Genomic DNA, 22,191 nt, shown 5'->3' with positions numbered 1-22,191 from the left:
TGCTTCGTGCAGCTGGATCATCGAAAAGCGGAACGAAGCGGTTAACTCTCATGAAAATTAGGACTCTGACTAGGAAACGCTCTTTTTGTTTCATAGACAGATTATCTATTTTCCTTGAGAGTTGCTTTGTGTAGCTGGATCACGAAAAGCAGAACGAAGCGTTTAACTCTCATTTCAACTCCTCACACCGTCTCAATACGATTAGTCAAAAAACTGTTGCTCATCATCATTGGGTTTAATTTTATCCGCAACACCACGATACTCTGGTAAAACCCACCACTGCTCTTTTTTCCAAATAATACTAGCTTCTTGACGAGCTACTTCAAGTATATTGAAATCCGTTACAATATCACCCACAGCAAATTGCGGAACACCAGATTGCCTAGCACCAAATACCTCACCAGGCCCACGCAATTCCAGATCTTTTTCACTTAGTACAAAACCATTATTCGTTTCCGTCATGATTTTCATCCGCTCTACACCCATTTCATTTTTGGGATTAGCGACTAAAATACAATAAGAGGCTTCTGATCCTCGCCCAACACGACCACGTAGTTGATGCAGCTGAGCTAAACCAAAACGATCAGCATCCATGATCAGCATAACAGTGGCATTGGGGACATTGACACCTACTTCGATTACTGTAGTCGAAACTAAAAGCTGCAAGTTATTCTCTTTAAATTCCTGCATGATTTCTTCTTTTTCCTGATTTTTCATTTTGCCATGAAGTAACCCGACCTGATAAGTAGGATTAAAGAAAGCAGACATATGCTCAAAAATCTCCGTAGCATTTTTAACATCTAAGGCTTCAGATTCTTCGATCAACGGACAAATCACATAGGCTTGATGTCCACGAGCCAGCTCTTTTCCCATCCATTCTAGAACTGTATCTAATTGCGGTGGCCGAATCCAGCGTGTTTCTATCGGAATCCGACCAGCTGGCATTTCATCAATGATCGAGACATCCATCTCACCAAACGCTGTAATGGCTAACGTTCTTGGGATAGGTGTAGCTGTCATAAATAAGACATCTGGCTTCAACCCTTTTTCTCTTAAAATTCGCCGTTGGTTCACACCAAACCGATGCTGCTCATCTGTAATAACCAAGCCCAATTTATGAAAAATAACATCTTCTTGGATCAAAGCATGTGTTCCGATAATAATATCGATTTCTCCTGTCGCTAATTGTTGAAGCAATTCTCGGCGCTCTTTTGTTTTAGTTGATCCCGTTAAGAGTGCTGTCCTAACTTCCAGAGGATCATAAAGTTGCTGGAGACTTTCCATATGCTGTTGTGCTAAAATCTCTGTTGGTACCATTAAAGCGCCTTGAAAGCCAGCTGTCATCGTGGCATAAAGAGCAATTGCTGCCACAACTGTTTTACCGCTCCCAACATCCCCTTGCAACAAACGCTGCATATGGTTTTGGCTCATCAAGTCTCGGCAGATTTCATTCGTCACTTTCTTTTGAGCCGCTGTCAGTTCAAATGGAAGCTTTTGTGTAAATAATTTTAGGCGCTCCACATCATATTGGATGCTCAACCCATTTTTTTCTGCTTTTTCTTGTCTTTTCAAACCTTGCATTTTTAATTGAAACAAGAAAAATTCTTCAAAAACAACACGCCGCTTAGCTTGATGACCGTCTTCTGGACCGCTAGGAAAATGCATCGCAAACATCGCTTCTTTTCTCGGCATCAAACGATACTTCTCCAACAAGTCTTTCGGCAAAATTTCGGGAATAAGATCTCCATATTTTTCAAAGCCCGTTCGAATCAGCTGAATCAAGCTGCTTTGTCGAACTTTTTTATTCACATGATAAATCGGAGCAAAATCCTCACCATCATTTTTGGCTGCTAAAATTTTCATACCATTCAACGATTTTCGTTTAGCGTCCCATTTCCCATAAACTGCGATTTCTTCAGACATCACGATTTTGTCTTTTAAATACGGTTGATTAAAGAAGGACACATTGATCACCGCGTGGTCTTGCATCATCCGAAACATCATGCGACTTTTTTTATAGCCGTAACGACTCACGACTGGTTCAGATACAACTAAACCTTTTAGTGTAACTTTTTCTTGATCTTGGATTTCATTTAATTCCTTTTCTTGGATATCATCATAGCGAAAAGGATAGTAGGACAACAGCTCTTCGATTGTACAAATGCCTAACTCTTTTAAATTCTCAGCACGTTTTGGACCCACGCCGGTCAAGACACCGATATCATCCGCTAAGTTCACCACTCTTCCTCCTCTCATTAAATAGATACGTGTTTTACTCTTCATTTGTTTATTTTCTAAAGAAAAAGGGTGTGGGACAAAAGTAAAAATTACTTTTGTATCACACCCTAAATACGAATAAACGGTGGAGCAGAAGCAATCACTACGCTTCGCTTCGATTACATCAAATTCTAAGTGCTAAAGCACTAAGCTTTGAAAGCTTCGGAAATAAGCTGAAATTGCTGTAAAACACAACAAGGAATGAGTTGATGTTGCACAGTACCTACTTGGTCACTAAAATTTGAAAAACACTAATTAGGCATCATTCAACATCGAAATTGACCATTTTGTGTTTCTTGTCATTTTCGTGAATTCCTTCTTATTTCTGGGGATTAAACGCTTCTGTCCCAGCCTCTTCAATAAATCATTTGTTATTCCGCTGAAAATAGGTATGGATACACTGGTTGTCCACCTTCATGAATCTCGGTTTCTAGATCTTCATATTCAGCAGTCAAGGCTTCTACAAATTTTTCAGCTTCTTTCATTGTGCCACCTTCACCGACAATGATCGTTACGATTTCTGTATCTTCATCGATCATGCGTTTTAGTGTATCCAATGATGCTTTGAACATATCTGGTTCAGATACTACGATTTTGCCGTCAATCATTCCTAGATAGTCATCTTTTTTGATTTCAACATTATCAATCGTTGTGTCACGTACAGCCGTTGTTACCTGCCCACTCACAACACTTTCGATCATTTCTGTCATCATCGTTTTGTTTTCTTCAAGGCTTTGTTGATCATTGTAAGCAAGCATTGCTGTCATTCCTTGAGAAATTGTTTTGGTTGGAACAACCGCTACTGGAATATCTGCCACTTCGGCTGCTTGATCCGCGGCCATGAAGATATTTTTGTTGTTAGGTAAGATAATTACTTGATCAGCATTGACTTCTTTCACAGCTTTCAAAATATCTTCTGTACTAGGGTTCATCGTTTGACCGCCGCTGATGATATAACTTGCACCAAGACTACGGAACAATTCTTGAACTCCTTGGCCTGCTGCAATTGCAATCACAGCGTACGGAACACGCGCTTTTTTAGTAACAGCTGCTTTGGCATCATGTTCAACTAACGTCTCATGCTGTAAACGCATATTATCCACTTTGATTTTCACTAATGAGCCAAATTTTTGACCATAGTTCATTACCTCACCGGGATGTTCTGTATGCACGTGAACTTTGATGATTTCATCGTCATTTACGACAAGTAAAGAATCACCTAATTCATTTAAGTAGTTTCTAAATGTTTCATAATCGAAGTCACTATCAACAGTTGGACCTTCTCCGATTTGAACCATGATTTCTGTACAATAACCAAACTTGATATCTTCGGTTGCTACGTGTCCACTCACTCCACGGTGATGTTCAGCATTGACCATCTCATCCATTTCACCAGGACTTGGCTCATAAACTTCGGTTGCTAAAAATTCACCTGACAAAGCTTCTAAAAAACCTTCGTAAATAAATAACAACCCTTGACCACCACTATCGACTACACCGACCTCTTTTAATACAGGTAAAAGATCTGGTGTTTTCGCTAAAGCGCGTTTTGCACCTTTCACAACGGCTTCCATTACTTCGATACAGTCATCGGTTTCTTTGGCTTTACGCTCTCCAGAACGAGCAGCTTCACGGGAAACAGTCAAAATTGTACCTTCTACAGGTTTCATTACTGCTTTATAAGCTGTTTCTACACCATGTGTAAATGCTGCGGCTAAATCTTTTGCATTCAACGTCACAACATCTGGAATTTGTTTAGAAAAACCACGGAATAATTGTGATAAGATAACACCAGAATTTCCTCTAGCGCCCATCAACAATCCCTTTGAAAGAATGGTTGTTAATTCTCCAACTTTTTCAGAACGAGAATCTGCTACAGCTTTCGCTCCACTCGTCATAGATAAGTTCATATTTGTTCCTGTATCGCCATCTGGCACAGGGAAAACGTTCAATGAGTTGACATACTCTGCATTTACATGCAGACGACTCGCACCAGCCTGAACCATCTCTTGGAACTGACTTGCACTGATTTCTGTTACATTCACCTAAAAAATCCTCCTTTGAGATTCCTGCAAATAAATGATCATTCATCTATTTAACAGCTGGCTACCTAGTCAGGCAACACACGAACACCTTGCACAAATACATTGACGGAATTTGCCGTTACGCCAAGCAATGTTTCAAGATTATATTTTACTTTTTCTTGTACATTTCGAGAAACTTCTGAAATTTTTGTTCCATAACTTACGATTGTATATACGTCGACCGCAACGCCATTTTCTTCTTGACGTACGACAACACCTTTAGAATAATTTTCTTTACGCAAAATGCCATTTAAATTATCTTTGATTTGGTTTTTACTAGCCATACCGACGATTCCATAGATATCTGTCGCAGCACCGCCAACAACCGTGGCGATAACCTCATTGGTAATCTCAATGGTGCCTGCTGGTGTTTTGATTTTTACAGCCATTGATGAAAGCCTCCTTAAAGAGCACAATTGCCCTATTTTCTTCTATAATATTTTAACATAGCCATACCTTAATGAAAAGGAACTTAGCCAGATTATTATAGAGCGTCTCATCGAATTTACCAATAATTGTATAATTTACATCGTTTGACGGAAAATGTCAAACAGATTTGAAATTCTTCTTGCAAAAAAGAACTTTCTATGATAAATTAATTTAGTATGAGCTGAAAAATATCGCTCCGAGATCAAAGCAAAGGAGGAAACTAAAAATGGCAAAAGTATGTTACTTTACTGGTCGTAAGACAAGCAGCGGCAATAACCGCTCACATGCATTGAACGCTACTAAACGTACTGTTAAACCTAACTTGCAAAAAGTTCGTGTATTAATAGACGGTAAACCTAAAAAAGTTTGGGTGTCAACTCGTGCTTTGAAATCTGGTAAAATCGAGCGTGTTTAATAGAACGTCATCAAAAAGCTGAACGGCATGCCGCTCAGCTTTTTTTCTTGCTTATTTGTCTGTACTTTGAATCACAGCGACCATTCCTGAAGCAAAAGAGAACGTTGCCGTTGTTCCAACAAACTCATTACTTGCATAAGAAGTTGGGACAACTACATCTACATGATCCAAGGTATACTTGCTATCAAGTAACGTCAGTTGTTCAACTGGCGTTAAACAACAATAAGCAAGATAGTTCATCTCAGCTTCTTTTTCTACTCTGTACTTCCCTGGCATATAATAAGAAATGCTATTTTGTTGATCTTTTAACTTAATTTGTTGAACAAACGCTTGAAAACGTGGTTCTAACGGCAGCCATAGATTGGCTAAAAAATGATCCAAACGCCCGCCTGTTGCGCCAATAATGGTTATCTCAGCCTCTGGAAACTTTTTAAACGTCAGTGCCAAAGCAAGTTGTGTATCCGTATCATCTTTTTCTACTTGTGCTTTTTTTACTTCTTTTGCGTGTTTTTGAATCAACTGTTGCTCTTCAATCGTTAATGAATCAAAATCCCCTACGGCTATATCTAATGACCACCCTTGCTCCACAATATATAAACTTCCGCGGTCAATTCCTACAAAATAATCAAAATCTTTAGCGTTTAATTGCGGCCACTTATCTGGTGAACCGCCAGCCACAAGAAGAATATTCATTAGTCCAACACAGCTCTCAACGAGTCGATCTGATTTTTTGGACTTTCTGCATTATAGATATAGGAACCAGCTACAAATACATTTGCACCAGCTTCTTTACAACGCTTCGCTGTCTCTGGAACAATGCCACCGTCTACTTCGATATCGTACGTATAGCCTTTGGACTCTTTCCACTCTTTTAACTGGGCAATTTTATCCAACGAACTTTCGATAAATGATTGTCCGCCAAATCCTGGATTAACGGTCATGATCAAAACTTGATCGACTAAATCTAAGACATACTCAATCGCTGATAACGGTGTACCGGGATTAATCACCACACCAGCTTTTACACCAGATGCTTTGATCATTTGCACAGCACGATGGATATGCGGTGTAGACTCTTCATGAACGGTGATAATGTCCGCACCAGCTTTAGCAAATGCTTCGATATAGTTTTCTGGCTGAACGATCATTAAATGAACATCTAGTGGCAGCTTAGTCACCGGTCTAATTGCTGAAACCACATTCGGTCCTAATGTAATATTAGGGACAAATTGACCATCCATCACATCTACGTGGATATAATCCGCTCCTAGTTTTTCGACTAATTTAATATCTCTTTCTAAATTGGCAAAATCGGCACTTAAAATCGATGGGGCTAGTTTCATTAAAGACACTCCTTTATTTTTTCTTATAAATTGGTCTGCGATTTTCTATTTCTAGTAAAAACTGCAGATAATTATCATAACGTGTTTGAGCAATTGTTCCAGCCTCGACGCGCTGTTTCACTTCGCAACCAGGTTCTTTGCGATGCATACACTCACGAAACTTACACGCTGAGGATGCTTCTACAAATTCTGGAAATTGTTTTGGCAGCTCTGTTGTTTCCATCTCTAAAAAGTCGATTGAACTAAACCCTGGTGTATCTGCGACTAATCCCTCATACAGGGGTAGCAGCTCTACGTGACGCGTAGTATGTTTTCCTCGTCCTAGTGATTCAGAAATTTTATCAGTCGCTAATTGTAATTCCGGAGAAATCTTGTTTAGTAAGGTCGATTTCCCTGCACCAGACTGACCCATAAAAACAGTTAACTGTTCGGGGAAGTACTGTTCTAAAGCACGCACCGCTGCATCGTCATCTGCTTTTGTTGCAGCAATTACAGGATACCCGATTTCTTCATAGACTTTTTTTACCTGAGTCACACTAACGGCTTCTGTTCCAGTCAATAAATCGATCTTCGTCAAATAAATGATCGGAGCAATTTCTTTCTCTTCCAATGTAACTAAAAAACGATCCAGTAAATTGTAGGAAAAGTTCGGTTCCACCATGCTCATGACGACCACGCCTTGATCGACATTTGCAACCGGTGGACGGACTAGTTCATTGTGTCTAGGGAAAACTTCAAGTAAATAGCCGTCCGTCGGATTATCACTTTCAAACATCACTTCATCCCCAACCAATGGGGTGATTTTTCGATTACGGAAATTGCCGCGGGCTCTCGTTTGAAATGTTGCACCCTCTGCATAGATGTAGTAAAACCCACTTAATGCTTTTCTGATTTGACCTTTCAGAAATGCCACCTCCTCGTTCTATTGGTTTCATTTTACCATAGGTTGGGAGAAAGCTAAACGGAAGATAGCGTAAACCCTTTTTTGGTACAAAAAAAGTGATGAATACTCGATTTCACAGCTTCATCACTTTTTCATTTATTAATTATTTTCTCCATTTGTTGGAGCTGTTGCGTTTGAGAAGTTTACAGTAACTGGTTCCCCTTTAGCAAGCATACTTCCTGCACTTGGAGAAGTGCTTGAGGCGGTACCTTTAGATACGTCACCAGAACCTGCAGCGTAAGTAAAGCCACTACTTTCTAATTTAGCCTTTGCTTCTGCTTGAGTTAACCCTGTAACGTCTGGAACGGCTACTTCTTTAGGGCCTGAACTAACTCGTAAGATGACCTTACCAGTTTTAGTATCAAATGTCGCCCCTTCTTTAGGTTCCTGAGAAATAACGGTTCCCTTACTGACTGTATCGCTTGCTTCATCCACTTGTTCATATTTAATCCCTAGTGCAACTAAGTCAGTTACGACATTTTCATATGAACGTCCTACATAATTACCTAAAGAGATTTTAGTTGAGTCAGAACTAGTCTCTGTTGTTTTCTCAGGCCCAGAGCTGACTGTTAATGTAATTTTCCCTTTTTTAGGATTAAATGGATTGCCTGCTGCGGGATTTTGACCAATAACTAGGTCCTTCCCTACTGTATCACTCGGTTTATTCACGCGCGTAATTTGATCTTCTTTAATGCCGTAACTTAGTAATTCGTTTACTGCATCATCGTAGCTATATCCTAAGCTTGCATAGTCAGCAAGATACACATCTTCTGGCCCTTCACTTACAACCAAACTTATTTCATCTGTTTTTGGATCTACTTCTTCACCAGATTCTGGCGTTTGACTGATGACTTTATCTTCATCCACCTTAGGATCGGTCTCTTTGGTAATCTTGATTTGGCTTTCTTTAAAGCCTAAGTCACCTAACTCCTCGATTGCATCTTTATAGCTTTTCCCTGTCACTTTAGGTAGTTTGATTTTTTTATTTCCAGAACTAATATATAACTCGATTTCACGATTTTTCTTTACAGTAGAACCTATTTCAGGATTGGTCTTCACTACTTTTCCTTCTTCGATCGTGTCGCTTTGTACTTGTTTGGTCTCCGTTTTCACTTCCAAACCGGCATCTTCCAGCATTTTACGTGCTTGCGCTTCTGTTTGGTCCTCCACATTAGGAATCTTGACTTCACTGCTGCCGCGACCTGCAAAGTAGAAAATCCCACCAATAATTAAAGCGAGTGCTAATAAACTCAAAAAAATAATCAGCGGCTTCTTTTTCTTCTTTTTCTTCTTAGCTTCTGCTTCTTGTTGTTCGATCTCCTCATGCTCATTTCGTTCTTCCGTTGGCGTTTCCATTGAATTAAAAGACGATGGCATGGTCATATCATCTGTGATCGGTGTTAAGATTTTGGTTTCACCCATTAGTCCTGTCGGCTGCCATTTAGGTTCATTTAAACGATTTGCAGCTAAAACTGTATATAAATCCCGTGACATTTCCTCCGCTGTTTTATAACGGTCCGCTGGATCCTTCGTAGTTGCATGTAGCACCACATTTTCTAATGATTGAGGAATATTCGGATCAAAGTTTTTCACAGAAGGCATTTCTTCTTGGAAATGCTTCAATGCAATCGTTACTGCTGATTCTCCATCAAATGGTACATTGCCTGTCAACATTTCGTATAAAATGATTCCCACGGCATAAACATCTGACTGATTGGTTGCCATACTGCCACGTGCTTGTTCTGGCGAGAGATAATGAACTGAACCTAACATTGTATTGGTTTGTGTGATTGATGTCTCAGTTAGCGCAATAGCGATCCCAAAATCAGTGATTTTGACAACACCGCTTTCGTCCATCAGGATGTTTTGCGGCTTTAAGTCTCTATGAATGATTCTATGTTCATGCGCAAGTGACACTGCTGATAAAATTTGTTCCATGATATCAACTGTTTTTGCATATGGAATTGGGTATTGTGTTTGAATAAATCGTTTTAGATCCATCCCTTTCACATACTCCATTACTAAGTATTGTAACCCGTCTTCTTCCCCTACATCATAGACACTGACGATATTCGGATGAACCAATTCAGTTGCGGCTAACGCTTCTCTTTGAAAGCGGCGAATTGCTGCTTGATCATTTTGAAAGTCAAAGCGCAGCACTTTAACAGCAACATCACGATCCAAAATCAAATCATGCGCTAAAAAAACATTTGCCATGCCGCCGCTGCCGATATTGCCAATAATATGATATCGACCATTTAATTTTCTGCCGATTTCAATCATTGGTTTTCCTCCTTCTGTTCGTCAAAATGTATTACTAAAACAGTGATGTTATCGGCACCACCAGCTTCATTGGCAGCTGAGATCAGTGTTGTAACTTTTTCATTTAAGGTTTTTTCTGAAAGTAACGTAGCCAAAATATCCTCTTCTGAGACCATGTTTGTTAATCCATCTGAACATAATAAAATATAGTCATCAGGTACCCAAAGATGATTTGCTACATCGACTTCAACCATTCTTGGCATACCTAGCGAACGTGTCAATACATTTTTCCGTGGATGATTCGCAGCCATTTCTCGCGTAATTTCGCCAGATTTTACTAATTCATTAACTAAAGAGTGATCTTCCGTCAATTGACGCAGTTGATTATTGCGTACTAAATAAGCTCGGCTATCGCCAATATTCGCTAAGACGAAGGCCTGATCCAACAATACCGCACTAACGATCGTTGTTCCCATGCCTAAATATTCAGGTTGAGACTGACCTTTGTCATAAATCATTTCATTTTCATCTTGAATTTCTTTGATCAACCATTGGGCTGCCTTTTCCGACGTGTCGATTTGACTTTCACGCCAACGTTCACCTAAATTATTGACTGCCATCTGGCTGGCAACGTCTCCTGCTTGGTGCCCACCCATTCCATCGGCTAAAATAGCTAAAGAAACACCTGACTGGTTCTCAAATAGACCAGCATAATCTTGATTTGTATTGCGTTTTCGACCGACATCTGTTTGAAAATTGATTTCCACTATGCTTCACCTCGTTTAACAAACTTTTTGCATACAGCAAATAAAAAATCCATCCGTTCCTAACTGATGTGGGTATAACGTAAGCATTTGATCCTGTACAGACGGTTGGACCGCCTCACTGACACACACATCGATTTTTTTAAATTCTGGATGCTTTTCTAAAAATGTTGCAATAACTTCTTGGTTTTCTTCTTCGGCAATTGTACATGTGCTATAGACCATTATACCCGATTGTTTCAAGGTTTGTGCAACACTTTCTAGAATTTCTAATTGAATTTCTGGTAATTGCTCAAAATCTTGCGCTGATTTATTGTATTTTATATCGGGTTTTCGACGCATCAAACCTAGGCCTGAGCAAGGTGCATCTACTAAGATTCGATCGAAGTATTCGGCAGGAAATTCTTCTCCTACTTTACGTGCATCTAATTTTTCAGTGTCGACAACATCTTTTACATGCAGGCGTGCCGCATTTTGTTTGATCAATTTTATTTTATGATCGTGGATATCTAAAGATTTCACACGTCCACCTTGTGCTGCATCAAGAAATGTTGCGATATGAGTAGTTTTGCCACCAGGAGCTGCACAGGCATCTAATACAACATGATTTTTTTCGATTTGCATCGCTGGTGCAACGAGCATAGAACTTTCATCTTGAATAGTTAATTTTCCTGCATCAAATAAATAATTCCCGGCCATAAACCCCTTATCTGCCACTACACCATAAGGCGAAACGTTACTCGCTCTTGCTTCGATATGGTCTTCATGTAACACGTCTAACGCATCAGAAATACTGATTTCACGTGTGTCTACACGACCGCTAACGTGACTTTTTTCAAAAAGTGACAACCCTAATTTTCTTGTCTCTTCCATCCCCATTTGACAGATCAGCTTTTCAGTCAACCATTTTGGCATGCTGATTTCTACTGAAAGACGTTCCACCGGATCTTTGATGTTGTCTAAACTAGGTGCACCTTCACGATGATAAGCCCGCAGTACGCCGTTGACAAATTTACCGATGCCGACATTTCCACGGTGCTTCCCTATTTCCACGGCTTCATTAATGATTGCATGATCAGGGATTTTATCTAAAAAGACTAATTGATAAATCGATAAGCTAAGTAAATTTTTTACCCAGCTGTCCACTTTTTTAGGATTGGTGATAAATGGTGTTAGATAGTATTCCAATAGCAACTTACGGCTGATTGTTCCGTAAACAAGTTCTGTAAATAAGCGACTATCTTTTTCTCCTAATGCGGATTTATTGATCATTTCATTTAATAAGAGATTGGAGTATGCTCCACCGTTATCTACACGTTCGATCGTTCTCAACGCGACATAACGAACAGAACTCTTCACTCTTGCTGGTATTTTTTTTCCCATATTGATTAACCCACCCTATCTGCTTGTGTAACTGTTTTGCCAACCCCGTTTAAGAAGTCTTGAATCAATAATTTCCCTTTGCCGGACGGCTGAATCACGTTCACAGAAAGAACGGTTCCGTTCCCACAAGCAATCCATAATTCTTTTTTGCTACGCTTAATGATCGTTCCCGCTTCGGCTGTTGTTGTTTCACTCAAAGGTGTAACATCCCATAACTTCCAAGTCGTTTCGTTATAGGTGGTGAACGCAGTTGGCCACGGACGCATACCACGGACCTGATTGTCCACCTGTTCCGCAGTTTTATGCCAATCGATTTTTTCCTGTTCTCTAGTAATATTGGGAGAAAAGGTGACTTGCGTTTCATCTTGAGGCATCGGTGTGATGTCATTGGCTAAAATTTTAGGCACTGTCTCTAGCAACAATTCTTTGCCGACAATACTTAACTTGTCGAACATTGAACCGACATCATCTGTTTTAGTGATCGGAATTGCTTTTTGAGAAAGAATATCGCCAGCATCCATTTTTTTCACCATTTCCATGATCGTCACACCTGTTTCTTTTTCTCCCTCGATTATCGAATAATGAACGGGAGCACCACCACGGTATTTTGGCAGTAATGAAGCGTGGACGTTAACCGCACCGAATTTTGGGGCATTTAAGATTTTCTCAGGTAAAAATTGGCCAAAAGCCGCTGTCACAATCAAGTCTGGTGCAAGCTCGATGATTTTGTCCATTTCTGGTGAGCCTGAAATTTTTTCAGGTTGTAAAACAAGCAACTCATGTTTCATCGCAGCTTCTTTGACAGGTGTTGGTGTGATTATTTTTTTTCGCCCAACTGGACGATCTGGTTGCGTCACGACTGCTTGAATTTCATAGCCATGTTCGATCAGCCCTTCTAAAATAGGTACTGAAAAAGCGGGTGTTCCCATAAAAATTAGTTTAGTCATCTAAATGTTCCTCCATATATGCCTCTAAATCTTCTGGTTTGATTGGTTCAATGATTTTATCGATAAATAGCTCACCATTGAGATGATCGATTTCGTGTTGGAACGCTCTAGCAAGATAGCCATAAGCAGTAACTTCGATCTCGTCCCCTTCACGATCAAAATAACGTACAGTCACTTCATCTGCTCTTTCGACCGTTCCATAAGTTTCTGGAATACTTAAGCAACCTTCTACATCAATATCTGAGCCTTTACGTTCGATGATTTCAGGATTGATCAGTTCAAACAGGCCTGTTTCGTCATCTATTTCAATTACAGCGAGCTGAAAATTTTTACCAATTTGCGGGGCAGCTAAGCCGATCCCATCGTGGGCAACCATTGTTTCATACATATCTTCTAAAAGAGAGATGGTTTCATCGGTGATCATGGTTACAGGCTTTGCTTTTTGTTTCAGACGTTCATTAGGGTGTATCACTATAGGATAGCGCATTCGGTTTCCTTTCTTTGGACCAATCATCATCAGTTTCTTCTCTCACTGTGATTTCTTGGTATGTTTCAAGTCAAATAAAATTCATTGGTTCAGCATCGATCGATAATTTCAATCCTTGTGCCGTGGCCCTTTGAGTGTCGGTCAGTATTTTTTTTAAGATAGTTTGTAAGTTAGGTTCGTTTTTATATTTGATGATCACTTGATAGAAGTACCGATTGTTCACCCTCATGATCGCATTTGGCGTAGGTCCTAGTAAAATACTTTGGTCGGATAAACCTTCTTTTAGTTCTTTGACGATTTCAAACATTTGCTTAGCGGCTTGATTTTCCTCTGGATGGCTGGCCGTAATTTGAACCGTAAAGTAAAATGGCGGATAGTCCCCTCGATGGCGGACGTACATTTCCTTTTGATAAAAGTCTTCATAATCCTGAGCTTTTGCTAACTGAATTGCATAATGTTCTGGATTAAAAGACTGAATGATGACCTCACCAGGTTTTTCTGCTCGACCTGCTCGGCCGCTAACTTGGGTCAACAATTGAAATGTTCGTTCACTCGAACGAAAATCAGGCAGATTAAGTGCTGTATCTGCATTCAACACACCTACTAGTGTCACATTAGGGAAATCTAACCCTTTAGCAATCATTTGTGTACCAAGTAAAATATCTGCTTCATGATGACCAAAGGCCGTCAGAATTTTCTCATGGGCCCCTTTTCGTCTAGTTGTATCTACGTCCATCCGCAACACACGGCTTTCTGGGAACAAGGCTTTGAGTTCTTCTTCGACTTTTTGGGTTCCAGTTCCATAATAACGGATCTTATCTCCACCACAATTAGGACAGTGATAAGGAATTCGTTCTTCGTGGCCACAATAATGGCATTTCATCGTTTTAGTATCCATATGCAGCGTTAGGGAAATATCACAGTTTGGACAAGGTAACACATAGCCACAATCCCGACACATCACAAAAGAGGAATAACCGCGACGATTTAACATCAAAACACTTTGTTCTTTCTTCGCTAGACGATCTCGTATTTTTTCTTGCAGCGCCAGTGAAAATGAAGAGGTATTTTTATTTTGAATTTCTTCACGCATATCGACTACATCAATTGTCGGTAACGTCGCTGTCTGATTAGCTCGTTTAGATAGGACTAATCGTTCGTACACTTTTTTTTGCGCTCGCGCTCTAGTTTCCAATGAAGGCGTCGCACTCCCTAAAACCACAGGACAATGATGGTAGGCTCCTCGCCAAATAGCGAGGTCACGTGCATGATAGCGTGGTGTTTCCTCTTGCTTGTAACTCGCTTCATGCTCTTCATCGATGATCACAACACCTAGATTTTCCAATGGTGCAAAAATAGCAGAACGAACCCCAACCACAACTTGTGCTTCACCACGTTCGATTTTTCGCCACTCATCATATTTTTCCCCTTGCGATAAAGCACTGTGCATTACTGCAACTTGCTCACCAAAACGACTCTTAAAGCGATGGACCATCTGCGGTGTTAGTGAAATCTCCGGCACAAGCATCATAGCGGTTTTTCCTTGATTCAAGACTTCTGCGATTACTTGAAGATAAACTTCTGTTTTTCCGCTTCCCGTGATTCCCTCTAGTAAATAGGTTTGGCTCAACTTTTGATCAACGGATTCTAAAATGTTATCCACAGCGATTTGTTGTTCATTATTCAAAGCTAAAGCCGTCGTCTTTTCAAAGGTCTGATCTGCAAATGGATCACGATACGCTTCTGCTTCAACAAACGTCAACCACTGTCTATTCGCCCCATCATTTAAAACAGCCGTACTAAAGCCTAGCTCTTTCATTTCTTTTACGGTAGTCATTTTTTCTAAGCCAAGTTGTTGTAGATAGTGAATCAATTGTTCTTTTTTCTGAGACCCTTTTCTAAGCTCCATCCGCGCTTCTTCCAATTGCTGGAAGTCTTTTAGCGCTTGTATATAGCGAATCGTTTTGACTCTATTTCGTGTATTGACTTCATAACGAATATCGACTTTTTGTTGTTTTCTCAACTGCATCAACTGAGGCAAAATATTGCGAGCCAACGCGTCGTCCCAAGCGATTTCGTCTAATCCATAAAATAACTCATCTTGAACGGTTGCTTCTAGTTCATCTGTTAAATATATGTACTTGCTATAATCTGCACGCATCACACTTGGCAGCATCGTTTGCAAACAAGTAATCTTAAAGGCAAACGTTTTTTCTTTCATATAATCAGCTAGTTCCAGCAATTCTGTGTTTAAAACTGGTTTTAAATCTAAAACAGAAAGAATCTCTTTCCATTCAAATTTTTGAGCAGCAATCACATCATCAGTTACTTCATCAATCTCCAAGACAAAGCCTTGCAGATGCCGATTCCCATTTCCAAAAGGGACTTCTACCCGCATGCCAACTGCTAATTGTTGTTCTAAGTTAAAAGGAATCAAATAAGTAAACGGTTGGTCTGTCTGCATTGTAGGTACATCAACAATTACTTGTGCCGCTTTTCTCATAAACATTCCTCCATTCTGTAAAAATTTTCTTTTGATGCCAAACGGATTCATCCAGCTTTTCTTTGCTTATTGTACTAAAGAATCAGGTATTTGTCTTGTTCCTCTGATTTCTGTTGTAAAAAATTAAGCTGTACGTCTCGTGTTTCTTTTCATAGCACATAAAAACTGAGATGAAAGCTCTTAATGGTTTCATCCCAGTTTTTTATTTTATAGTCCTTTTTCGTCGCGGATACGATTTTCAAGTTCTTTTTGTTCTTGTTCATGTCTCATTTTTTTCTCTTCTTTTGCCATACGCATTCTTTCACGCTTTTCTTCTGGTCTAGGATCATTGATGACTGTCGCTGCATCGATTTCTTCCAATGCTTGACCCACGCTTTTTACAGATTCAAAGCTTTCAAGAGTTGGTTGTGCGCCTTCATCTAATTCGTGTGCGCGTTTGCTTGCTAGTATAACAAGTGAATATTTTGATGGTACTTCTTTTAATAATGAGTCAATAGATGGTTTTAGCATCATAAGGCTACATCTCCTTCAACATTTTAATATAGTTGCCAATTACTCGATCAACGCGAAAATGTTCACTCGCGATAATTTCCTTGATTCTCTTCACAGCTAAGGGCACTTCATCATTCACAACCGCATAATCATATAATGCCATCATTTCGATCTCTTCGCGAGCCACACGCATCCGTTCTTCGATCACTTCATGATCATCTGTACCGCGCCCTACGATTCGTGATTTTAACTCAGCTAGATCTGGTGGGGTTAGAAAAATGAAGACGCCATCTGGCACCTGCTCTTTGACTTGTTCCGCACCTTGAACTTCTATTTCTAAAAAGACATCTTTTCCCTTATCAAGCGTTTGGTTAACGTAAGAAAGCGGCGTTCCGTAGTAATTCCCTACGTACTGTGCATATTCTAACATTTCACCAGCTTCGATCATTGCTTCAAATTCTTCTTTTGTGCGAAAGTAGTAATCGACTCCTTCTACTTCGCCTTCCCGCATCTTACGGGTAGTCATAGAAATTGAGTACTGAAAATCATTCTCTTCACTATCAAAAATTGCTTTTCGTACTGTTCCTTTACCAACTCCAGAAGGACCTGATAGTACAATTAATAATCCACGCTCTGACATGATGACTTCCTTTCGTTGAAAGCTGAATGAACCTGATTAGTTCTGACTGAAAAATAGGGAAAGTAGATTGTGCTGCTCTTTGGCGCTAGGCAACTTTCATCTTTTTTACCAAAGAACTGGTTCATGAAGCTAGATAATTTAAAAGCTGAACAGACTGACTCGTCTGAACAACCATAAGTGATTACAGTATTAGTTCTATAATGCACTTTTTTTCTGTAATTTTCAAGACTTTATCATTAATATCTTTGAAAATAAGATACTTTTTAGTCAGATACTCAGAAACCTGTTTATTTCACTAAAAGTCAATGAAGTATTTGTTCACTTATACTAGTCCTCTAAAATAGCTAGCTTTTTTCCTGAACAATCAAAATTGTCACTTCTATTTACAAAAACATTCTCGAAAAACGTATACAGCACGCCTATTTTTCAAGTAGAATAAAGTGATTGCTTATTTTCAAACAACGTCAACTACCTGTTTATTTTAAAATGAAGGGACTCAAACTTATGATAAAAGGTCACATACTGTCTAAATTAATTAGTAGCCTCCTACTAATTGCATGTCTTTCTCTCGGGAGTTTTATTCAAAAAAGTTATGCAGAAGAAAATTTGATGGACTTTGCAGAAACATCTGGTTTCCCTGTCAAAGAAGCCTATCGCCCTAAAGCATCTATCGTGATCGATGCTGATTCTGGGCAAATTTTGTGGGCAGATCAGCCCGATTTGTCTTGGAGTCCTGCGAGTATCGCTAAAGTTATGACCATGTACTTAGCCTTTGAAGCGATCGAACAAGGGAAATTCACGCTAGATACAACTGTCCAAGCAACTGAAAATGATGTTCGTATTTCACAAATCTACGCATTGAGTAACAATAAAATTAGCTTAGGAATCGATTATCCCGTAAGTGACTTATTCACTATGGTCGCTGTTCCGTCGTCAAACGTCGCTACTTTGATGTTAGCAAATCTGGTTTCTGATCATGATGGTGCTGCTTTTATTCGTAAAATGAATGATAAAGCAGCTGAATTAGGCATGACCAACACCACTTATTTTAATTGTAGCGGAGCACAAATCGCAGCCTTTGACGGACTATATGAAGCTACTGGCATCGATCCTAACGGAGAAAACAAGTCCACAGCGAGAGACCTAGCTATTCTGACTTACAACTTGCTCAAAAAATATCCAGAAGCACTGCAATTTACCAACCAACCAGTCGTTACTACCATGGCAAATACACCGCAAGAAGAAACGTTTGAAACCTACAACTACTCATTACCTGGGGCAAAATATGGTTATGAAGGGGTTGATGGGTTAAAAACAGGTTCTAGCCCAACAGGAGCCTTCAATTACATTGCTACAGCTAAAAAAGACAATATACGACTAATCGAAGTTATTTTAGGTGTAGGGGATTGGTCGGATCAAGAAGGTGAATATGAACGACATTTAGCAGGAAACGCCATTTTAGATCACGCCTTTACTACCTATGAGTATCAAAAATTACTCTCCAAAGGGTCAAACAAAATCAATCAAAAAGAAATCAATATAGAACGAGATTTTTATGGATTTGTAAAAAAGGGCACCAAGCCAAGCTTTACATTAGAAGACGGACAACTTTCTTTGGCTAGCGAATACGGTCAAGTTTCACCAAAAATCCCTGTTAAAAGTGTCAGCTACCAAGAGTCTGAAGCCACAAAAACAGAGACTCAACCTGCTAAATCAGACAAAAAGAGTAATACTCCAGTTCGCCTAAAAAAGGGACAAAAACAATTAACCAGCAGCCTTCTTGCTGGATTTGGTTTGTTGTTACTGATCTTTTCAAGCGTCTTTAGAAAACGAGTCGCTGGCGTTAAACGAGGTAGCCGTAAAATCGCCACACCAATGACTTGGCTATTCTTTACGCTAGGTATTCTTTTACTGCTTTTAGCAGGCAGCCTATTTCTTCTATAAAAAACAATTGGACTAAAAACCGCACAATGCATAAAGCGCAATGTGCGGTTTTTATTCACTAGCCTAAAAGCCCATATTCGATAATGTATTCACAACACCCATAATTTCATCATGGCGTTTGATTTTTTTATCTACCGGACCATCTACTTCTTCTACATCCACACGCACAACAAAACGACGATTCAACGTCACAAAAGCCTCTTCGTTCACGCGGATATTTAGTTCATCCTTGGTAAATGATACGCAAGCATCTTCCCAGACCTCAAATGGTTCTCTGTCAGAAATGACTTCTCTTTTCACTACAGATTTCCCACTCAATTCATGGAACGTTACATCATAATAGTTTGACATTCTTATTCACCTCTTTGCTTTCTTCTGTTCAATTATAACGTTAAAAAATAGAATCACAAACTATTTTTCATTATTCAACATTTTGGATTTGCTCACGAATTTTTTCAAGAATGGTTTTCAATTGGACAACAATGTTTTTAATCTCAATAGAACTTGATTTAGAACCCACCGTGTTGACTTCACGATTCATCTCTTGGATCAGAAAATCTAACTCACGACCAACAGGTTCAGCTTGACACAATAATTCCTGTAGCTTAGTCACATGAATCGCCAAACGGTCTAATTCTTCGTGGATGTCGCCTTTTTCCAGTAAAATTGCCAGTTCTGTCAATAATCGTGTTTCATCTACTTGACTGCCCAACCAATCATTTAGTTTTGTTTCAAATTTCTCACGATACTCTTTCTCATAAACCATTACAAAGTCTGTTAATTCATGAACTAGATTGATAAAATCTTGACAATATATGGTCAAAACTTGTTGGATTTTTTGGCCTTCTTGTAGACGACTGGCATCAATTCGTTCTACTGCTTTTTTGACAGTTTCTAGAACCAACAAGCCAAATGTTTCATCCACTTCTTGTTTTTCTGTAACCTCAACATAATCAGAGTTATTCAATAGCTGATTGGTTGTTTGGGCTGGATCAAAGACCGTCTCAGGATAATGGGCTGTCAGCTCTTGTTGGACTTCACCCAACAATTGATGAATCAAATCCCAATGAACTAATACCTCTTTATTCCCACTACCGGTTTGCTTGATATTGATGTACGCCTCAATTCGTCCTCGCTGTAACGTTTCTTTCATCAATTGACGAATAGCCATCTCGTAAGGGTTGATCTCTTTTGGCATCCGCAATTGAATATCTAAAAACCGTTGATTGACACTCTTGATTTCTACATCGATTTGGTACGTGTCATTTAAAAATGTTTCTTTTCCAAAACCAGTCATACTTTTCATTGACAGGGTGTCCTCTCTACATGGATTTTATCGCTTTAGCTAACACTTCAAATTCTTCATTGGTCAAAGTAATGCCTTTGCCCATTTTTTCATGATTTGCCGACCAGTCTCTTAAGTCAAATTTCGGTGGTCGTCCATTCCAACTTACTAAATTAAATTCTTTCCGCCAACCTTGTGTATTTTCTGATAAGATGGCAATTTCTTCTACGATTTCATATGAAAACTCTTGTTTCATTCTTCATCCGCTCCTTTTAGTATAAATTCTTTCATTAAGATTTGTAACACTTGAGCTGGTAATTTATCAAGCAAAAAGATAACACGCTGTGTTTTTTCTTTTTCATCTGCATTCAGTAAATTATTCATTAATGATAACTGTTGTTTATCAGAAAGTAAAAAGTAATCTTCATAGTACCGCAGCAACCATTCTTGAACCGAGATCATTCCTCTAGATTCTATAAAATCGGTCTTCATTTGACCAGTTTTTTGTAGCATCTCTGCTAGCTCTTGGATTGTATATAACTTCGATGCAGAGATTTCTTGACTCTTGGCTAATAATTCTACCAAAACCAGTCCAAGATTTTCGGTATACACCCTGTCTTTATAAACTTTACGCAATTTCTTGCAGATTTTATCTTGTTGTTCTAAAGAAGTCCATAGTTTTATTTGATAGGTCTCTTTGATAAAAGTGAAAAAATCTTGCTGAAAGTTCTCTAAACGAGCGATTGTTTCATCCACTGTGTACCAGTGGCCAAAATAATTTCTCCGGATTGCCTTGATCGTTTCTAGATAACCTAATTGGATATTTTGGGTTGAACGAACCCCATCAAATAAAAGGACTGCTCCCATCGACCACGGTGTTTGCAAGGTCAGACAACTGGTTGTTGCAGGTATTTTTACAGGCTTTGTGATTCCTGGACCTTTCACATCCACGATAATGCATTCTGTTGCACCCTTGCGCAACGCAATATCTACTGGTATATTATTGCGATAACCACCGTCTATATAATAGTTATCAGCGATTTTCGTTGCAGCCATAGCTGGAAAAAATGACGCCGAAGCTAACAGCCATCTTTGCCATTGATCACTGTGACAGTCATTAAAATGAATATTCTTTTCTTGCATAGTTGGCAACTCTGTCGTAACCAAGTAAAAATCTGTGGTGACTTGCTGTATCCGCTCTTTTGAAAAGGTATCATGAATCAACTTTTGCAAAGGTTTTGTCGAGACTCCTTTGGATTGAATCGCGCTCAAAGTAAACAAGCCGATTTGACTCATCATACCACCTAACGTATCACTTGTTACGTCAGGTGTAGGAAAAGAGAGAATTTGATTCGTTTCAATTTTTTCCCACATATTTTTAGCCGCTTCAAAATCATCTTGCAAGATCAAAGCACCATTAAGTGCACCTACTGAGGTCCCAGTAATGATTTTAATAGGAATTTCTAGCTCTTTCAATGCTTGCCAAACGCCAATCTGATACGCACCTCTTGCGCCGCCGCCACCTAAAATCAAGCTCGTATGATACTGCAACTCTTTGACAACTACTCGATTTGATTCTACTACATAACCATAGTTTAAAAACACTTCTTGCAAGTGAAGGGTTAGCGACTGCGGAAACAAAAAGGTGATTTTTGGTTGAAAGGTTTGTTTGAATAAGCGCTCTATAGCTAAAAAAATTGCTGTCCAGCTGTTTTTCAGATTTTCTTGCATCAATAAATTTGTGACTCTCCCCGCTTCCACGGTCATAAATAAATAAGGGGTTTTCCCTTTGTAAATGACATATCCAGTCCCAGAATTCTCTCGTACCTTTTTACTAAATACTTGTCTCGCCAAAGTGTGTGTCTCATAAAAAGGCAGTAGCTGAATACTTCTTGTTACTCGTTCAGCAAAATTCGGCCATTCTGAAGCAACCATTTGCTCACTTCTCATTACAAACACCTCCATCAGTTAAAGTATACCAAAATAATCCAAA

20 protein-coding genes are annotated in these 22,191 nt (G+C 39.3%); 2 read left to right on the top strand and 18 right to left on the bottom strand.

The annotated features are described in order from the left end of the window. Positions 1–201: 201 nt before the first annotated feature. The 3 genes from recG to BCR24_RS03415 all read right to left on the bottom strand — a co-directional run bounded on the left by recG (position 202) and on the right by BCR24_RS03415 (position 4,750). Entirely contained in the window at positions 202–2,256 is a 2,055-nt protein-coding gene (gene recG, locus BCR24_RS03425; RefSeq protein WP_069639229.1) for an ATP-dependent DNA helicase RecG, read from the bottom strand. Between the two features lie 392 nt (positions 2,257–2,648). Continuing rightward, a complete protein-coding gene (locus BCR24_RS03420; RefSeq protein WP_069639166.1) occupies positions 2,649–4,322 on the bottom strand; it encodes a DAK2 domain-containing protein in 1,674 nt (557 codons plus the stop codon). A 65-nt stretch (positions 4,323–4,387) separates the two neighbouring features. Then, positions 4,388–4,750, bottom strand: a complete 363-nt coding sequence (locus BCR24_RS03415) for an Asp23/Gls24 family envelope stress response protein (protein ID WP_010761897.1) — start codon at positions 4,748–4,750, stop codon at positions 4,388–4,390. A 266-nt stretch (positions 4,751–5,016) separates the two neighbouring features. Here BCR24_RS03415 and rpmB point away from each other — a divergent pair, with 266 nt between their 5' ends. After that, positions 5,017–5,205, top strand: coding sequence for a 50S ribosomal protein L28 (rpmB, locus tag BCR24_RS03410; RefSeq protein WP_069639165.1), 189 nt, complete (start codon positions 5,017–5,019; stop codon positions 5,203–5,205). Between the two features lie 51 nt (positions 5,206–5,256). Here rpmB and BCR24_RS03405 read toward each other — a convergent pair whose 3' ends face one another. From BCR24_RS03405 to gmk, 11 genes are all read right to left on the bottom strand, one after another. Beyond that, a complete protein-coding gene (locus BCR24_RS03405; protein WP_069639164.1) occupies positions 5,257–5,898 on the bottom strand; it encodes a thiamine diphosphokinase in 642 nt (213 codons plus the stop codon). Next, the gene (gene rpe, locus BCR24_RS03400) at positions 5,898–6,548 is read right to left on the bottom strand and encodes a ribulose-phosphate 3-epimerase (RefSeq protein WP_069639163.1); all 651 of its coding nucleotides are present in this window, start codon (positions 6,546–6,548) and stop codon (positions 5,898–5,900) included. The genes BCR24_RS03405 and rpe overlap by 1 nt, the downstream gene beginning before the upstream one ends. Before the next feature lie 13 nt (positions 6,549–6,561). Continuing rightward, positions 6,562–7,461, bottom strand: a complete 900-nt coding sequence (gene rsgA, locus BCR24_RS03395; RefSeq protein WP_069639162.1) for a ribosome small subunit-dependent GTPase A — start codon at positions 7,459–7,461, stop codon at positions 6,562–6,564. A 129-nt stretch (positions 7,462–7,590) separates the two neighbouring features. Next, entirely contained in the window at positions 7,591–9,774 is a 2,184-nt protein-coding gene (gene pknB, locus BCR24_RS03390; RefSeq protein ID WP_069639161.1) for a Stk1 family PASTA domain-containing Ser/Thr kinase, read from the bottom strand. Continuing rightward, positions 9,771–10,520 carry a Stp1/IreP family PP2C-type Ser/Thr phosphatase gene (locus tag BCR24_RS03385; protein ID WP_069639160.1) on the bottom strand — a complete coding sequence of 250 codons (750 nt, stop codon included), beginning with the start codon at positions 10,518–10,520 and terminating at the stop codon, positions 9,771–9,773. Before BCR24_RS03385 ends, pknB begins: the two co-directional genes overlap by 4 nt. 15 nt (positions 10,521–10,535) lie before the next feature. After that, positions 10,536–11,900 carry a 16S rRNA (cytosine(967)-C(5))-methyltransferase RsmB gene (gene rsmB, locus BCR24_RS03380; RefSeq protein ID WP_069639159.1) on the bottom strand — a complete coding sequence of 455 codons (1,365 nt, stop codon included), beginning with the start codon at positions 11,898–11,900 and terminating at the stop codon, positions 10,536–10,538. Between the two features lie 5 nt (positions 11,901–11,905). Then, positions 11,906–12,847, bottom strand: coding sequence for a methionyl-tRNA formyltransferase (fmt, locus tag BCR24_RS03375; RefSeq protein WP_069639158.1), 942 nt, complete (start codon positions 12,845–12,847; stop codon positions 11,906–11,908). Next, positions 12,840–13,334, bottom strand: a complete 495-nt coding sequence (gene def, locus BCR24_RS03370; protein WP_069639228.1) for a peptide deformylase — start codon at positions 13,332–13,334, stop codon at positions 12,840–12,842. The genes fmt and def overlap by 8 nt, the downstream gene beginning before the upstream one ends. Before the next feature lie 70 nt (positions 13,335–13,404). Continuing rightward, positions 13,405–15,837: a primosomal protein N' gene (gene priA / locus BCR24_RS03365; protein WP_069639157.1), complete on the bottom strand. Its 2,433-nt coding sequence runs from the start codon at positions 15,835–15,837 to the stop codon at positions 13,405–13,407. Positions 15,838–16,044: 207 nt separating this feature from the next. Beyond that, positions 16,045–16,350 carry a DNA-directed RNA polymerase subunit omega gene (gene rpoZ, locus BCR24_RS03360; protein ID WP_069639156.1) on the bottom strand — a complete coding sequence of 102 codons (306 nt, stop codon included), beginning with the start codon at positions 16,348–16,350 and terminating at the stop codon, positions 16,045–16,047. A gap of 4 nt (positions 16,351–16,354) precedes the next feature. Next, on the bottom strand, positions 16,355–16,969 hold the full coding sequence (gene gmk, locus BCR24_RS03355; protein ID WP_069639155.1) for a guanylate kinase: 615 nt from the start codon (positions 16,967–16,969) through the stop codon (positions 16,355–16,357). Positions 16,970–17,473: 504 nt separating this feature from the next. On the opposite strand from gmk, the gene BCR24_RS03350 reads away from it, so the two are divergent. Further along, positions 17,474–18,913 (top strand): DUF1958 domain-containing protein, encoded by a 1,440-nt coding sequence (locus BCR24_RS03350; RefSeq protein WP_069639154.1) that lies wholly within the window; start codon positions 17,474–17,476, stop codon positions 18,911–18,913. 63 nt (positions 18,914–18,976) lie between these two features. On the opposite strand, the gene BCR24_RS03345 is transcribed toward BCR24_RS03350, so the two are convergent. The 4 genes from BCR24_RS03345 to BCR24_RS03330 form a co-directional block, all read right to left on the bottom strand. Beyond that, a complete protein-coding gene (locus tag BCR24_RS03345) occupies positions 18,977–19,264 on the bottom strand; it encodes a hypothetical protein (RefSeq protein ID WP_069639153.1) in 288 nt (95 codons plus the stop codon). A 70-nt stretch (positions 19,265–19,334) separates the two neighbouring features. Then, positions 19,335–20,219, bottom strand: coding sequence for a YicC/YloC family endoribonuclease (locus tag BCR24_RS03340; protein ID WP_069639152.1), 885 nt, complete (start codon positions 20,217–20,219; stop codon positions 19,335–19,337). Positions 20,220–20,235: 16 nt separating this feature from the next. Beyond that, positions 20,236–20,454, bottom strand: coding sequence for a YdbC family protein (locus BCR24_RS03335; protein ID WP_069639151.1), 219 nt, complete (start codon positions 20,452–20,454; stop codon positions 20,236–20,238). Next, positions 20,451–22,148, bottom strand: coding sequence for a patatin-like phospholipase family protein (locus BCR24_RS03330; protein WP_069639150.1), 1,698 nt, complete (start codon positions 22,146–22,148; stop codon positions 20,451–20,453). The genes BCR24_RS03335 and BCR24_RS03330 overlap by 4 nt, the downstream gene beginning before the upstream one ends. Positions 22,149–22,191: the final 43 nt, after the last annotated feature.

This window comes from Enterococcus ureilyticus (assembly GCF_001730315.1).
GTDB lineage: Bacteria > Bacillota > Bacilli > Lactobacillales > Enterococcaceae > Enterococcus_L > Enterococcus_L ureilyticus.
This window is presented reverse-complemented; position numbering and strand designations above follow the sequence as displayed.

What these genes read in the sequence shown, in the direction of transcription:
- BCR24_RS03405 (WP_069639164.1), bottom strand. Translation starts at nt 5,898, where the DNA reads ATGAATATTCTTCTTGTGGCTGGCGGTTCACCAGATAAGTGGCCGCAA.
- rpe (WP_069639163.1), bottom strand. Translation starts at nt 6,548, where the DNA reads ATGAAACTAGCCCCATCGATTTTAAGTGCCGATTTTGCCAATTTAGAA.
- recG (WP_069639229.1), bottom strand. Translation starts at nt 2,256, where the DNA reads ATGAGAGGAGGAAGAGTGGTGAACTTAGCGGATGATATCGGTGTCTTG.
- BCR24_RS03335 (WP_069639151.1), bottom strand. Translation starts at nt 20,454, where the DNA reads ATGAAACAAGAGTTTTCATATGAAATCGTAGAAGAAATTGCCATCTTA.
- rsmB (WP_069639159.1), bottom strand. Translation starts at nt 11,900, where the DNA reads ATGGGAAAAAAAATACCAGCAAGAGTGAAGAGTTCTGTTCGTTATGTC.
- rpmB (WP_069639165.1), top strand. Translation starts at nt 5,017, where the DNA reads ATGGCAAAAGTATGTTACTTTACTGGTCGTAAGACAAGCAGCGGCAAT.
- BCR24_RS03415 (WP_010761897.1), bottom strand. Translation starts at nt 4,750, where the DNA reads ATGGCTGTAAAAATCAAAACACCAGCAGGCACCATTGAGATTACCAAT.
- BCR24_RS03350 (WP_069639154.1), top strand. Translation starts at nt 17,474, where the DNA reads ATGATAAAAGGTCACATACTGTCTAAATTAATTAGTAGCCTCCTACTA.
- priA (WP_069639157.1), bottom strand. Translation starts at nt 15,837, where the DNA reads ATGAGAAAAGCGGCACAAGTAATTGTTGATGTACCTACAATGCAGACA.
- rpoZ (WP_069639156.1), bottom strand. Translation starts at nt 16,350, where the DNA reads ATGATGCTAAAACCATCTATTGACTCATTATTAAAAGAAGTACCATCA.
- BCR24_RS03345 (WP_069639153.1), bottom strand. Translation starts at nt 19,264, where the DNA reads ATGTCAAACTATTATGATGTAACGTTCCATGAATTGAGTGGGAAATCT.
- pknB (WP_069639161.1), bottom strand. Translation starts at nt 9,774, where the DNA reads ATGATTGAAATCGGCAGAAAATTAAATGGTCGATATCATATTATTGGC.
- BCR24_RS03340 (WP_069639152.1), bottom strand. Translation starts at nt 20,219, where the DNA reads ATGAAAAGTATGACTGGTTTTGGAAAAGAAACATTTTTAAATGACACG.
- gmk (WP_069639155.1), bottom strand. Translation starts at nt 16,969, where the DNA reads ATGTCAGAGCGTGGATTATTAATTGTACTATCAGGTCCTTCTGGAGTT.
- def (WP_069639228.1), bottom strand. Translation starts at nt 13,334, where the DNA reads ATGCGCTATCCTATAGTGATACACCCTAATGAACGTCTGAAACAAAAA.
- fmt (WP_069639158.1), bottom strand. Translation starts at nt 12,847, where the DNA reads ATGACTAAACTAATTTTTATGGGAACACCCGCTTTTTCAGTACCTATT.
- BCR24_RS03330 (WP_069639150.1), bottom strand. Translation starts at nt 22,148, where the DNA reads ATGAGAAGTGAGCAAATGGTTGCTTCAGAATGGCCGAATTTTGCTGAA.